This is a genomic window from Chitinophaga solisilvae (genome assembly GCF_009928525.1).
Taxonomy (GTDB): domain Bacteria; phylum Bacteroidota; class Bacteroidia; order Chitinophagales; family Chitinophagaceae; genus Chitinophaga; species Chitinophaga solisilvae.
On sequence record NZ_JAABOK010000010.1, the window covers coordinates 104,310 to 118,291 of the forward strand.

The 13,982-nt window shown below is 48.4% G+C and carries 11 protein-coding genes; 3 read left to right on the top strand and 8 right to left on the bottom strand.

Annotation, left to right across the window (positions count from 1 at the left end; genetic code table 11):
- Window positions 1–6: 6 nt before the first annotated feature.
- Together GWG06_RS20700 and GWG06_RS20705 are read right to left on the bottom strand one after the other, a co-directional pair.
- The gene (locus GWG06_RS20700) at window positions 7–2,805 is read right to left on the bottom strand and encodes a S8 family serine peptidase (RefSeq protein WP_160715651.1); all 2,799 of its coding nucleotides are present in this window, start codon (window positions 2,803–2,805) and stop codon (window positions 7–9) included.
- Window positions 2,806–2,976: 171 nt separating this feature from the next.
- The gene (locus GWG06_RS20705; RefSeq protein ID WP_160715653.1) at window positions 2,977–3,186 is read right to left on the bottom strand and encodes a hypothetical protein; all 210 of its coding nucleotides are present in this window, start codon (window positions 3,184–3,186) and stop codon (window positions 2,977–2,979) included.
- 130 nt (window positions 3,187–3,316) lie between these two features.
- Here GWG06_RS20705 and GWG06_RS20710 point away from each other — a divergent pair, with 130 nt between their 5' ends.
- Entirely contained in the window at window positions 3,317–4,144 is an 828-nt protein-coding gene (locus GWG06_RS20710) for a M57 family metalloprotease (RefSeq protein ID WP_160715655.1), read from the top strand.
- Window positions 4,145–4,279: 135 nt separating this feature from the next.
- Here the strand turns inward: GWG06_RS20710 and GWG06_RS20715 are convergent, their stop codons facing one another.
- Window positions 4,280–5,047, bottom strand: a complete 768-nt coding sequence (locus tag GWG06_RS20715) for a sensor histidine kinase (protein ID WP_160715657.1) — start codon at window positions 5,045–5,047, stop codon at window positions 4,280–4,282.
- Window positions 5,048–5,222: 175 nt separating this feature from the next.
- Here GWG06_RS20715 and GWG06_RS20720 point away from each other — a divergent pair, with 175 nt between their 5' ends.
- A complete protein-coding gene (locus GWG06_RS20720; RefSeq protein ID WP_127039288.1) occupies window positions 5,223–7,388 on the top strand; it encodes a S46 family peptidase in 2,166 nt (721 codons plus the stop codon).
- A 141-nt stretch (window positions 7,389–7,529) separates the two neighbouring features.
- Here the strand turns inward: GWG06_RS20720 and GWG06_RS20725 are convergent, their stop codons facing one another.
- Together GWG06_RS20725 and GWG06_RS20730 are read right to left on the bottom strand one after the other, a co-directional pair.
- Window positions 7,530–8,420 carry a class I SAM-dependent methyltransferase gene (locus GWG06_RS20725; protein ID WP_235938454.1) on the bottom strand — a complete coding sequence of 297 codons (891 nt, stop codon included), beginning with the start codon at window positions 8,418–8,420 and terminating at the stop codon, window positions 7,530–7,532.
- A gap of 129 nt (window positions 8,421–8,549) precedes the next feature.
- Entirely contained in the window at window positions 8,550–10,097 is a 1,548-nt protein-coding gene (locus GWG06_RS20730; RefSeq protein WP_160715659.1) for an acyl-CoA mutase large subunit family protein, read from the bottom strand.
- Window positions 10,098–10,194: 97 nt separating this feature from the next.
- Here GWG06_RS20730 and GWG06_RS20735 point away from each other — a divergent pair, with 97 nt between their 5' ends.
- Window positions 10,195–11,103: a M23 family metallopeptidase gene (locus tag GWG06_RS20735; protein ID WP_235938456.1), complete on the top strand. Its 909-nt coding sequence runs from the start codon at window positions 10,195–10,197 to the stop codon at window positions 11,101–11,103.
- Here the strand turns inward: GWG06_RS20735 and GWG06_RS20740 are convergent, their stop codons facing one another.
- The 3 genes from GWG06_RS20740 to GWG06_RS20750 form a co-directional block, all read right to left on the bottom strand.
- Complete coding sequence (locus GWG06_RS20740; protein ID WP_160715663.1) at window positions 11,104–11,643, bottom strand: DUF7935 family protein; 540 nt, start codon at window positions 11,641–11,643, stop codon at window positions 11,104–11,106.
- Window positions 11,644–11,862: 219 nt separating this feature from the next.
- On the bottom strand, window positions 11,863–13,056 hold the full coding sequence (locus GWG06_RS20745; RefSeq protein WP_127039275.1) for a pyridoxal phosphate-dependent aminotransferase: 1,194 nt from the start codon (window positions 13,054–13,056) through the stop codon (window positions 11,863–11,865).
- A gap of 170 nt (window positions 13,057–13,226) precedes the next feature.
- Window positions 13,227–13,952 (bottom strand): DUF4397 domain-containing protein, encoded by a 726-nt coding sequence (locus tag GWG06_RS20750; RefSeq protein ID WP_127039272.1) that lies wholly within the window; start codon window positions 13,950–13,952, stop codon window positions 13,227–13,229.
- Between the last annotated feature and the right edge of the window lie 30 nt (window positions 13,953–13,982).

The following is a 13,982-nucleotide window of genomic DNA, read 5'->3' on the forward strand; positions in this document are numbered from 1 at the left end:
AAATAACTACTGTTTCACCATCTGCCGGGAGAAGATTTTTTGTCCGTTGAGGTAGATGCTGCAGTTGTAGATGCCTGCGGGAAGCCAGGATACAGGGATGGTTTCCTGCATATCTGAAATGGTGCGGATCATTAAGGTACGGCCGCCCATATCGGTTATCCGCAGTTGTCTGGTACGTAATTCCTTATCCAGGATGTACAGCTGGCTGGTGACCGGGTTGGGGAACATCAGGATATCGTTTTCCAGGAGGATGCTGACAGATACATAATCTGAATAGAAATTCCTGCCATCGCCGGTTTCCAGGCGTACCCGGTATAATACGATACCTTCATAGGGTTGCGTATCCGTGAAGTTGAAACTGAGGTTGCCATTTACGGCCTGTGTGCCTATTGTTGTCCATCCGTTCAGACTTTTTCTTTCCCAGTAGATATTTTTCAGCAGATAGGTGCTGCCCAGCGTCAGGGATAACAGTACCTGGTTATTGCCGGAAGGGTCTGCGAGCAGGGTTTCTACGTAACAGGCAACACCTTGCAGGCTATAGTCGGTAGTATAGCTCCGTGCGCCTTCCCATCCGGCCGGGGCAACGGGTGCTATGGAAAAGTAAGGTGTAGATATGGTTTTCTTTGGAATGAAGAGGAACGTGTCGCGTACCTGTTTGTATAATGCCATTTTTCCGGCATTCATGTAATAGATGTTATAGGCTGCCGCCGCCGGTATCCGGGCCCAGGAAATGAGGGCGGTATCTGCACAGTTAAAGCCGGTGCGTAGCCGCAGTTTGGGTGATACATGCGCAGCAGGACTGATAAATGACGTATCCGGCAATGTCAGCTTCAGCCATACTTTACTGAAAAGGGTATCCGGAATTTCCCACAACACGGGATAGTTAAGCAGTATCTGTTGTGTCAGCGGGCGCCAGTTAAGGCTGTCGGTGCTGTAGTAGAGATCGCCGTTGCTGGTGTAGGATGTTTCCCACTGCAGCTGTGTTTGTTCGCCTGCTGCGAAGGAGCTGCCCTGCAGCGGATTTTGCCAGGCAAAATAAGGTTCCCGGCTGAGGGACCATGCCAGTGCAAAGGCCTGGCTGGCAGTGCCCAGCTGCTTGGCGCGCACGATGATACGGAGATTGCCGGCAGGAGGATTGTCTATGCTGATCTGTTCATTGTTATTAAGCGTGTCTACTGCGCGGATGGCGGGTTTCCGGATGCTGTCTGCCGCCGGGAAACCGTTCAGTACCCAGGGAAGCCAGGTCTTGTTATCTGCTGTTACAGCTGAAATATCCAGGTCGTTGATGAGCGCTTTCACGGCTTCGGCTGCGGCAGGCGGGTCATTCCAGCTGATCGTTACTTTCACCTGCGTGGTGCCTGCAGGCACGTTAATATCAAAGAAGGTCTGGTTGTTACTGGTCAGTGTTCCTTCGCGGTAACGGTTGTCTGTCAGCGTTGTGAGTACATTTTCTGCATGTATGCTGCCAAAGCCGCGGTCGTAGCCGGGCGTAATGCCTTTCGGGCGTATGGCGCTGTTGATAATCACTGCCTTTACCAAAGCGGAATGGGGGGCAACGCCTTTCTGCTGACGGTAAGCATCCTGCATCAGGGCCACCACGCCGGAAGTGAGGGCGGAGGCGCCGGAGGTGCCATCCTGGCCATAGGCTACTATTTCCGGTTTGATGCGGCCATCGTATGCAGGTCCTTTGGATGCCAGCATAATCACGGTACCGCCGCCATCGGTACCACCGGCTATCAGCACATTTTTGGCGTGTTTGTAATTGCCGGTCATATTAGCATAGCCGTTGATGCCTTTATAGCGGCCGGTTCCGGCAGTTTCAGCACCGGAGTTGCCGGAAGAAAAAACATGTACCAGCGTATCTGCCGCCGCTATCTGCTGATCAAAGGCTGCCGCCTCTGACCCGTATCTGTTGTCATTGCCGCTGCCATAGGAATGATTCTGCACGGTAATGCCGTAACGTTGATAGTAGGCATTATCATCCGGGAAGATAGAATTGTAGTTCATGGAGCTGAGGTGTGCTTCGGGAACAACGCCCAGGCCGAAATTGCCGGTGTTGCCACCGCCGGCAATCAGCGTAGCCATAGTGGTGGCGTGTGTGGTAAGTATATTGGACGTAAGCGGATTAGGTATGATCCGGTCCTTCAGATCAATATCCATTGTATCAAAGCGGTCTTCCTTAACGGAAACGGTTATACTTTTTCCGCGCACCGCAGGGTATTTATATTGTGCGGTATTGATACGGTTGACAAACGGATTGATGGTATTGATAATAATTTCTGTGGAAGGTTTGCGGAAAGCATCTGCAATGATAATAGCAGGTGTGGCTATAAATGCAGGCCAGTCCTGCTTCTTCAGCTTCACCACGGCAGCGTGATAGGTGGAAATATCCTGTATTACCCGCGCCAGCGGAGAAGGTGTATAGGTAGCATCGTAAGTTATCTGCAGGGTAATAGAATCACGGTTACTGATCTTTTCCAGCTGTTGCAATAACAACGTAGTGGCTTTACTGTTAGGGCCGGCCAGATAAGCGTATTTTATACTACTATCCGGCGGCAGCTGCCGCAGTATATAGTGATGGCTGCTCAAAGGCTTTACCAGCCCGTATCTTCCCAGTGTTTTATCATCAGGAATATCTTTGAATCTGACAAGTACCTGCGAAGCGCTGCGCTTATCACGAAGGGTATCGGTAGCGTACCGGATAATCATGGAGTCGGCAGACGGCTTCTTCTGGGCAGCGCCCAGTTGGCAGTGGAGTAGGGCGAAAGCAGCTACTGTTAAGCTTTTGGAGGTAATTGTTTTCATGAATTACGGGCAACGGCAAATAAAAAGATCCTGGTTTGCGATGATAATTAAATCTACTGCAATAAATTGTTCGGCGCAATTTTTTATACAACCCGGAAAATATTTTTTTTAAATTCAATGAAAGTTGTAATATTGATACTACGAATGTTAATCGACAACGAACAACGAAATCTAAGCAAACCATACAGAAAACCGATCACCATTGGTTAATCTGAAGAGCAAATCTGAACCGCCGGAGACGCGGTATTTTTCTAAATCACAGCCAATCATTTTAAACTGCAGGAAGATGTTGTAATACATCCGCCGGCTGACTTTATGTGACCAAAAATGAAGAGCACCTTTAGCAGACATTTTTTGGACATCTGAAAACTGCACACGCATGCTGTGTTGTATTTGTAATACCTGTTACAGATACGCAGACTGCTTTCTATGTTGCTGACACCCGGTTATCACTGTGTATAACCGGCAGGGAATGTTTTTTCTTTTTTCTAAATACCAAAATCTGAACTCCATGAAAAAACAAAAATTCGCCGTAATTGCCTGTCTGGCCGCAGGTTTCCTGTTTGCTTCCTGTAACAAAAATGACAAACAACAGGAAGCGGCAACACCTGACCAGGTATCTGCTGATGTATTGGCACAAATCAAAGCCAATGGTTTCAGCACAGACAATGTTCGCAAAACGGACGAAGGTTACCTGGTAGAAGGAGATATTCTCCTTTCTGCTGAACAGTTACAGGAGAAAGTTGGCAGTCCTAAACTTCGTATTGCCAATGATGAACAGTATCGTACCAACAACCTGGTACGCGCTTTACCCCGTGTGATTAAAGTAAAAGTAACAGGCCTGGGCTCCGCCTTTATTGCCGGTACTGATACTGCTATCGCCCGCTATAACAGACTGGGACTGCGTATTACCTTCCAGCGCATTACCAGCGGCACCGCCAACATCACACTGCAGGGCTTCAACGAAGGCCCCAGCGGCGGTTATATCACATTGGGATCTTCCGGTTTCCCTACCAGCAGCGGTAACCCGTATTCAACTATCAAAATGAATACAAATTCAGCTGCGTATGGTTCCAATCCTGATGTACTGTATGTAGGTTCCGTTATCCAGCATGAAATCGGTCACTGTATCGGTATGCGTCATACCGACTATTACAACCGCGCCTACAGCTGCGGTGGCTCTGCCATCAATGAAGGCGATGGTGGCGTAGGTGCAGTACTGATCCCAGGAACCCCCAGCACCGCCAACGCCAACTCCTGGATGCTTGCCTGCTCCAATGGCGGCAACCGCACGTTCAATGCTAATGACATCATTGCACTGAACTACCTGTATAAATAATACGGGGATAGTGAGGTTTTTTTATTTATTTATTTGAGATTTGTTTCACATCGTGGTGTCTTCCGGGTTGTACGGAGACACCACGATTTATTTTTTCAGTTAGTCATTTGAGATTTGATTGGAGGATATTGGATTTTAAATACAGATCTCCAGCCTGACTGTATATTCGCTGTTTTTGTTGCTGATGATCAGCTGATATTTATCCGGATAAAGTTGTTGCAGCCGTTGCCTGGTGAGCAGGAGTGCGTCGGTAGTGCTCTCGTCTTCAGGATGGCTGAACAGCCGGTTGCTGCAGTAGAAACGGATGTGGTCTGTAGTGGTGCTGAGATGGATATGTATGGCAGTAGTCTGCATCGCGCTGACGCCGTGCCTGAAAGCATTTTCGAGGAAAGGGAGCAATAAAAGCGGAGCGATGTATTTGAATCCGGGATTACCACTGACGGAAAAGTGAACCTGGGTACTGCCTGGCAGGCGTAACTGCTGGAGATCTATGTAGTCGTGCAGGCAGGCAATTTCCTGCTGCAGCAGCACAAAATCGTGATGCGTATCAGTCGCATACCGCATCATGTTGGATAACTTGAGAATATGCCGGGCGGTGTGCTCATGGCCGCTGACAGCCAGCGAATAAATGTTGTTGAGTGTATTGAAAAAAAAGTGCGGATGCAGCTGCGATTTCAGGAAAGATAACTCTGCCCTGGTTTTGCTGGCTTTCGCATGTAACGCATTATTGCTGGCTTCCCAGCGATGATGTATGATTTCAATCAGCACGCTGAGCACTATACATAACGCAAATGCCAGCAGCTGACTGTTCCCGGTATGTCCGTTAAATAACCAGGGTAAGCTGATACATATCAGCCATCCGAGGATATGTGTAGAAATAACAATAAATCTTGACCGGAGCATATCGGACATCTGTTTCAGATACTGCTGTGAATGTGCAGTATTCCGGCGGTAAAATGTGTACCATCTCTGTAAAAAGCAGCATTCTATCGATGAATGACAGAAAAGCTGGTTTTTTATCCTTTAATCCCTCCCCGAATTGTATTAAATTGCCACCTTTATAAAAAGAATATCAGATATGTTGCAACGAATCGTGAAGCCGCTGTTGGTGTTAGCCCTTGTAGTGCTTACTCAGCGGACTTATGCTACGGAAGGTATGTGGCTCCCTCAGCTGCTTTCCGGCCTGAATGAAAAGGAGATGAAAGCCATGGGCATGAAAATCAATGCCTCAGATATTTACAATATCAATAAAGGTAGCCTGAAAGATGCCATCGTGAGCTTTGGCGGCTTCTGCACGGCAGAGGTGATCTCTTCCCAGGGACTGCTGCTGACCAACCACCATTGCGGATATGACGCTATCCAGAAGCATTCTTCTGTACAGAATAACCTGCTGGAAAATGGATTCTGGGCAAAAACAGCTGCGGAAGAACTCCCCAACCCCGGCTTGTTCGCAACCTTCATTGTACGTATTGACGACATCACAAAAGCCGCCCTGCAGGACGTAAAACCCGGTATGAGCGAGCGTGAACGCCAGTCGGCCATCGATAAGCGCCTGCATGAAATCAGACAGGCTGTGAAAAAAGAAGCCTGGCAGGAAACCATGGTGAAACCATTTTTTGAAGGTAACCAGTATTTCCTGTTCGTAACAGAAACATACAGAGATGTACGCCTGGTGGGTGCTCCTCCTTCTTCCATCGGTAAATTCGGTTCTGATACGGATAACTGGGTATGGCCACGCCATACCGGCGATTTTTCCATGTTCCGCATCTATGCCGGTAAAGATGGTAAACCTGCTCCCTATTCAAAGGATAACGTGCCTTTACAACCCAAATATTTTCTGCCCGTTTCCATGAAAGGCGTGAAGCAGCAGGATTTCACCATGGTTCTCGGATTTCCGGGCCGTACCACCGAATACCTGCCATCTGAAGCAGTAAAGCTGACCGTGGAAACAGTAGATGCCTCCAAAGTGGAAATGCGCGATGCCGCCCTCAAAATCATGGACGGATACATGCGTAAAGACGAACAGATCAAAATTCAGTACGCTGCCAAATATGCTTCCACCGCCAACTACTGGAAAAAATGGATGGGCGAGATGAAGGGCGTGAAACAAACCAACGGCATCGGTAAAAAACAACAGTATGAAGCAGAATACCGCCAGCTGTTAGCTTCCAACCCGTTGTGGAGACAAAAATACGATGGCGTGCTCGATACCCTGAATGATCTCTACCGCCAGATCACGCCATATGCACAGACCCGCGATTACTACAGCGAGCTGGTGAAAAACGTAGAACTGTTCACTGCCGGAGACAGGCTCATCAACTTCCTCAGCGACGTGCATGAAAAAGGCGAAGGCCAGTATGAAACGCTGCGCAAGGAGTTCCTGGAATCAATGCAGGCGTTCTACCAGAACTATAATGCCCGCGTAGACCGCGACATCTGCGCCAGTCTGATGGAACTGTATGCCAAAGGCGTTCCCAAACAGTTTAACGGCACCGAATACCTGCAGATATGGAATGAAAGTAACAAAGACAGCCGCCTGCTGGCAGATAAAATCTATAACCTGTCCGGACTAACGTCTATGGATAAACTGAAAGCTTTCGTTCAGCAGCCCTACAACACCGTTGTGGCACAGATGTGGAAAGACCCCGCTACCCGCCTGGTAATGGCTATGCGCAAGGGATATGTAGATAACGTCAGCAAACCGGTTACCGATCTGCAAAATAATATCAACAATCTGCAGCGTACCTATATGCAGGCACAGATGGATATTATGGGCAGTAAAAAACGTTTCTACCCGGATGCCAACAGCACCCTGCGTGTGACCTACGGTAAGGTAGACGGCTACAATCCCCGTGATGCTATCCATTACGATTTCTATACTTACCTCGACGGTGTTATGGAGAAGTATATTCCCGGCGACTACGAATTCAATGTACCTGCCCGGCTGATCGAGCTCTATAAGAAAAAGGACTATGGCCGCTACGGTGTAAACGGCAGAATGCCGGTATGTTTCATCGCCAGCAACCACACTACCGGCGGTAACTCCGGCAGCCCTGTACTGGACGCTAACGGCCGTCTGATCGGTCTTAACTTCGACCGTACCTGGGAAGGCACCATGAGCGATATCAACTACGACCCATCCATCTGCCGCAACATCATGGTGGATATCAGATATGTATTGTTCATCGTGGATAAATTTGCCGGCTGCACAAGACTCGTGGATGAGATGAAGCTGGTGAATTAATTACGAATTACGAATTGCGAATTACGAATGTAACCCGAAGATAAAAGCGAAGACCGAAGCGATTATACTTTAAGTATCCGCTTCGGTCTTCGCTTTTATCTTCGGGTTACATTCGTAATTCGTAATTCGCAATTCGTAATTCTAGCCCAATTTGCATTCATACACAATAGAACTACACCTATCTACATCTTTCAGTCCTTTTCTGTAGGAATGGAAGCCGTTGAAGAATCCTTGCAGGAGGCGGCTTTTGCCGGTTTTATATTTTTCGCTGAGAAGGCTTACGTAGAAGCCATCGAACACCATGGGGTGTTTTTTTACCAGGCGGATATGATGTGATGATAATAATTTTTCCATAGAGGAAGGGGAAAAGTGGTAGAGGTGCCGGGGCACATCGTAGGCAGCCCAGTACTGACCGTAGTGTTCCGCATCCGGGGAGGTGTAGTTGGGCACAGCGATGAGCAGGGTGCCTCCTGGTTTGAGCAGGGTACGGATGTGATCCAGGTAACGGTGCAGTTCGTGCACATGTTCCAGCACATGCCACATGGTAATGGCGTCGTATTGTCCGGCCGGTAGGGTGAAGAGCTGCTCTATGGGCAACGGTTCGAGGCCGTACAGTGTCTTCGCATTGTGGCGTGCGTTTTCATCCGGCTCCAGTCCGGTGACAGTCCAGCCACTGGTTTGCATATAATGAAGGAATGCGCCGGTGCCACAGCCAATATCCAGGAGACTACCAGTTTTGATACCGGAGCCGTTGCGTACCCAGTTTTGTTTGGAACGCAGCGTGATCTTGCGTACGCTGTGATACAACCTGTTAATCAGCCCTTCTTTTGTTTCTGAATGGGAAATATATTCCTGTGATTGATAGTAACGGCCAATATTTTCACTGTCGGGAACATGCTGTGTAAAACGGCCGCTGCAGCCGCCGCAATGAATGATGGAGAATGTTTCCTTTGATACTGTATAGTCTTTAGCAGTGAGTGCTTCATGTAATTGCGATGATCCACAAAGCGGACAGCTATTATAATAAATCAAGTTCAGATCGTTTTTAAAAACCAAAGATAGATGATCATTTGAGATTTTTTTATTTGAGATTTTATCGGTGCGGAGACTGTATAGGCGTATCCGCACCGATAAAATCTCAAATAAAAAAATCTCAGATAATTATTTGTATTCACCCCAGACATTTCTCAGGGTGTCTGCGATTTCTCCGAGGGTGCAGTATTTTTCTACAGCTTCCACCACCAGTGGCATTATGTTTTCTGTGGTGCCGGCAGCGGCCGAGATACGTTGCAGGATATCCTGAACGGCGGTGTTGTCGCGGCGTGCGCGCAGTGCTTTCAGTTTATCGGATTGTATCTGCCGGATACTGTCATCAATGCGGAAAACTTCCGGTGGCTGTGTATCTGTGGTGGTGAATTTATTGACGCCTACAATGATTTTTTCATTGTTTTCTACATCCTGCTGGTATTTATAGGCGCTGCGGGCTATTTCATCCTGCACGAAGCCCTGTTCAATAGCGCTTACGGCGCCGCCCATGGCGTCTATCTTATGTATGAGATCCCAGGCTTTTTGTTCTACTTCGTTGGTCAGCGCTTCTACATAGTAGGAGCCTGCCAGCGGGTCAACGGTATCGGCAACCCCGCTTTCGTAGCCGATGATTTGCTGCGTGCGGAGTGCGATGCGGGCTGCTTCTTCCGTGGGGAGTGACAGTGCTTCATCGTAGCCGTTGGTGTGGAGTGATTGGGTACCGCCCATAGTCGCGGCAAGTGTCTGAACGGCCACCCGTACAATATTGTTGTGTGGCTGCTGGGCAGTGAGCGTACTGCCGCCGGTTTGTGTATGGAAACGGAGCATCTGTGCCTTGGGGTCAGTAGCGCCCAGTTCTTTGGTAATGTTGGCCCACATGCGTCTTGCGGCGCGGAATTTCGCTACTTCTTCAAACAGGTGATTGTGCGCGTTGAAGAAGAAGGAAAGTCTTTTGGCGAATACATTGATATCCAGTCCCTTTTCGATGGCAGCTTTCAGATAGGCTTTACCGTTAGACAGGGTGAAAGCCAGCTCCTGTACTGCGTTAGCGCCTGCTTCACGGATGTGGTATCCGGAAATGGAGATGGTGTTCCATTTGGGCACTTCCCGGCTGCAATAGTCAAAGATATCGGTAATGATCCGCATGGAAGGTTGGGGCGGATAAATGAAAGTACCTCTGGCAGCGTATTCTTTCAGAATATCATTCTGGATAGTACCGGAAATTTTTTTGATGTCGGCGCCCTGTTTTTTGGCGAGGGCGATGTAAAGCGCCAGCAGTATAAATCCTGTGGCGTTGATAGTCATGGAAGTAGAAATCTGTTCCAGAGAGATGTCTTTGAAAAGAACTTCCATATCATCGAGGGAGTCAATAGCTACGCCTACTTTCCCCACTTCGCCTTCAGACATGGGATGGTCCGAATCATAGCCGATCTGGGTAGGCAGGTCGAATGCCACGCTGAGGCCCATCACTCCCTGACTGAGCAGGTAATGGTAACGTTTGTTGGATTCTTCTGCGGTGCTGAATCCGGCGTATTGCCGCATCGTCCACAGCTTATCGCGGTACATGGTGGCGTGTATGCCACGGGTAAACGGGAATATACCGGGCAGCTCGTCCATTGCCACGGGTTGCGTATACAACGGCGCTATCGTGATGCCTGAATCGGTTTGAAAGGTTTTTTCCATGAGTCTTAAAACTAGCGTTGCAATGTTACATAATTATTACGGTACTTCGCCGCTGAGAAAAATATTGATATTTTGCGGTAAAGTTTGGCTCCATACTATGATTATCTGGTTGTTATCAGGGCTCACAGTCATACTGGCATTGTATAGTCTATGGCTTATCCGTAAAGGCGGCCGCCGGCCCTTTCCTCAGGCGTGGCCCGTGCTGCTGGGCGGTTTTTCGCTGGGTCTTTTCATTTATCTATTCGGCAGCTGGGTATATTTATCTGTTTACCTGAAATATGTTTTTGGTATTTGCTGGCTGTTGTTCCTGACAGGATTATTTTTCGGAAGAAGACAACGCCCTGCTGCGCCTGCACCACGCTGGAAGCGAGGGGCATATATCAGCTGTTCGGCATTATTACTCCTGGCCTGCGTATTATATTTTACAGGCACCACCGGCCGGCCGGATACCGTGGAACTGGCTTTCCCGCTGAAATCAGGCCGCTACTTTGTCTTACAGGGAGGAAAGGGACTCCCGTCCAATGTATTTCATTTCAGCCTGCGCGGCGCTGTGTATGCGATGGACATTGTAAAGCTCAACCGCTATGGTGGCCGTGCGCGCAAAGTATTTTCCCGGCGCCTGGAGGATTATGATATCTTCAACGACACCGTATATGCGCCCTGCGATGGTATTGTAAGGCGCGCCTACAGCGATAATCCGGATAATATTCCTCCTGCCATGGACCGCGGTCCCAGGAATACCAACCAGGTATTGCTGGAAGGTGCTGACTGCTATTTTTTTGCAGCGCACCTTAAAATGGGCAGCGTGATAGTGCGCGAAGGACAGCAGGTAAAACAGGGACAGGCGCTGGGATGCGTGGGTAATTCCGGCTTCAGTACGGAGCCGCATTTACATATACAGGCGCACATGAAGCAGGCCGACGTGCCCTGGTACAAGGCAAAGCCGCTTTACATGCTGTTTAACGGTAAAGGCTATCTGTTGAATGAGGTGATTGATGCAAAATAATCAGCGCATCAGTCTTTTAGCTTCTGCGTTGATAATCTGAGCCGTCAGTTCTGCCGGCGATTCGCCCGCCTGCAGAAATACTTCCAGTATCTGTTTGTTCAGTTCCATTGCAGGAGCGTCCGGCGGGAGCTGAACTGCCACCTGGTTGATAACGGAGATCGTTTGTTCTTTCAATGTCTTCACAGCTTCCCAGGCCATGGAAGAAATATATATCTGCTGTGTGATGTTATGTTCAAATTCAGACTTAATACTCTGCACCATTGCTATCTGCATATCCACGGCAGTCAGTCCCGGCTGATAGATGCGCCCGATAAGGCTTTGCGGTGTAATCCTGTCAACATACAACGCCATTCTTTCGTATGCCTGCAACTGCAATGGTAAGATGGCCGGATTCACATTGCCGGCAGATTGCCCGTCATTACCACTGTTTGCCGGTGCGGCAGGCCTTTTCTTCAATACATCGCGGACAGTCATATACACCACTGCAATAGCTCCTATCGTTAACGCCAGATACAAAAGCTGTTGGGAATTGAAATTCATCTGATTGGAAAGGTTTAGAGCTACAAATATATAATAAAATAATTATGAATTAAGAGCTGTAAATAATCAATTACGAATTACTAATTGCGAATTACGAATGTAGAAGCGAAGATTAAACCGAAGATTTAAGGAGATAACTATGAAACATCTCCTTTAATCTTCTGTTTAATCTTCGCTTCTACATTCGTAATTCGCAATTAGTAATTCGTAATTGATTATTTATTTCAGCTTCCCCAACCATTCCTTCAGCCTCGCCGCGCCTTTTTCCAGGTTAGCCATACTGGTAGCGTATGACAGGCGGATGCAGTTGGGTTGGGCGAAGGCAGTGCCGGTAACTGCGGATACATGTGCTTTGTGAAGCAGGTACATGCAGAGGTCGTCGGCATTTTTGATGTGGGAGTCTTCGTATGATTTGTTGAAGAAGGCGCTGATGTCCGGGAACATATAGAAGGCGCCTTCCGGGTTGTTTACTTTGAGGCCGGGAATATCTTTCAGGGCGGCATGAATAAAGGCGCGACGTTTTTTGAATTCGGCTACCATTTCCTGGGCGGTGGTCAGTTCGCCGGTAAGGGCGGTGATGGCGGCGCGCTGGGTGATGGAGCAGGTGGCGGAGGTGAACTGCGCCTGGATTTTATCGCATGCTTTTGCCAGTTCCAGCGGGGCGGCCAGGTAACCCAGGCGCCAGCCGGTCATGGCGAAACCTTTACTCAGACCGTTGATAATGATGGTGCGGTTAATGAGGTCACCAAACTGCGCGATGCTTTCATGCTTTCCTTCGTAGTTAATGTATTCGTAAATCTCATCGGAGATAATAAATATCTGCGGATGTCTGGCGAATACGGCAGCAAGGGCTTCCAGCTCAGCTTTGGAATATACAGAGCCGGTAGGGTTGCAGGGAGAAGAGAACATGAACAGCCTGGTTTTGGGCGTGATGGCAGCTTCCAGCTGTTCGGGCGTAATTTTATAGTTACTTTCAATGGTGCTGGGAACAAATACCACTTCACCCTGGCAAAGGCTTACCTGTTCTGAATAGGTAACCCAGTAGGGAGTAGGGATAATGACTTCATCGCCGGGGTTGACGATACTCAGTACAGCGTTGGCCAGGCTTTGTTTGGCGCCGGTTGATACCACAATCTGTTCTGGCGTGTAGTCCAGACCGTTATCTCTTTTCAGTTTGTGCACAACGGCTTGTCTGACGTCGGCATAGCCGGCCACTGGGGTGTAGTGGGTAAAACCTTCGTCTATGGCCTTTTTGGCAGCTTCGCGGATATGCTCCGGCGTATCAAAATCAGGCTCTCCAATACTCAGGTCTACAATGTCTATTCCCTGTGCTTTCAGTTCACGGCCCAGTTTGGCCATTTTAATTGTTTGCGGCTCGGATATCCTTGACAGCCTATCTGCTAATTGATTCATATCTAATGTTGGGTTGACCGGAACAAACCTAAGAAAAAAAATTACGAATTACGAATTGCGAATTACGAATGAAAAGCGAAGACCGAAGCAAATATCCGCTTCAGTCTTCGCTTTTCATTCGTAATTCGTAATTCGTAATTCGTAATTACTATAAGTTATGCGCCTCTCTCCTAGTATCCTGACGTATGTGACAGGTAGTAGAGTTTCAGTTTATTATCACCGGTGCTGTCTTTGCGGCCGGAGAGGTAAATGGTGTAGGCGTAGCCCGTGTTGAACATTACTTCTGTATCGCTGGAGGAAACGCGGGAGGTGCCTTTGGCGATGATGGAGTCTTTACCGGCGAATGTTACGTGGTAATCAACCATATTATTGTAGGGCGCCAGGCTGAGCCAGTCGTTTACAGGGCTGAATGTCACGCTGGAAGCCACTTTCTTTTTATTGATGTAGAGATCTACTGCGCCTACGTTGGTGCTGAGGTTGAGGAAGCGCACGTTCACCTTGGCGTTGCTCAGCTGGGAGAAGTCTTCCTGCTGGTAGCGTACTGCAAAAGCGCCCGACAGATCGTTATAGCCGATCATGGTGTAGAACTTGGTAGAGTCGAACTGTCTGGAAACGGAGTCCAGGCCGATACCTTTGGTTGTTCTGAAGGAGAAGGTATACTTACCGGAATAATCCTGGAAAGGGGAAGATGCGCTCATCTGGTAAGGGTTGCTGTTCATCTTGCTGCCATTTTTGAAAATATCCAGGCTGGAGGGGTTCCAGGCGGCGTTGATGATGGCAGCAGTGTAAGGAATACGCGGAGGACCATAGTCTTTCTGTTTCAGACATGCTGAGAATCCGATTACTCCACCCAGGAGGGCTGCTATTGCCCAGACACGATTTTTCTTAGTTAGCATTTTGCACTCAGTTTTTAGTATATGTGTGTA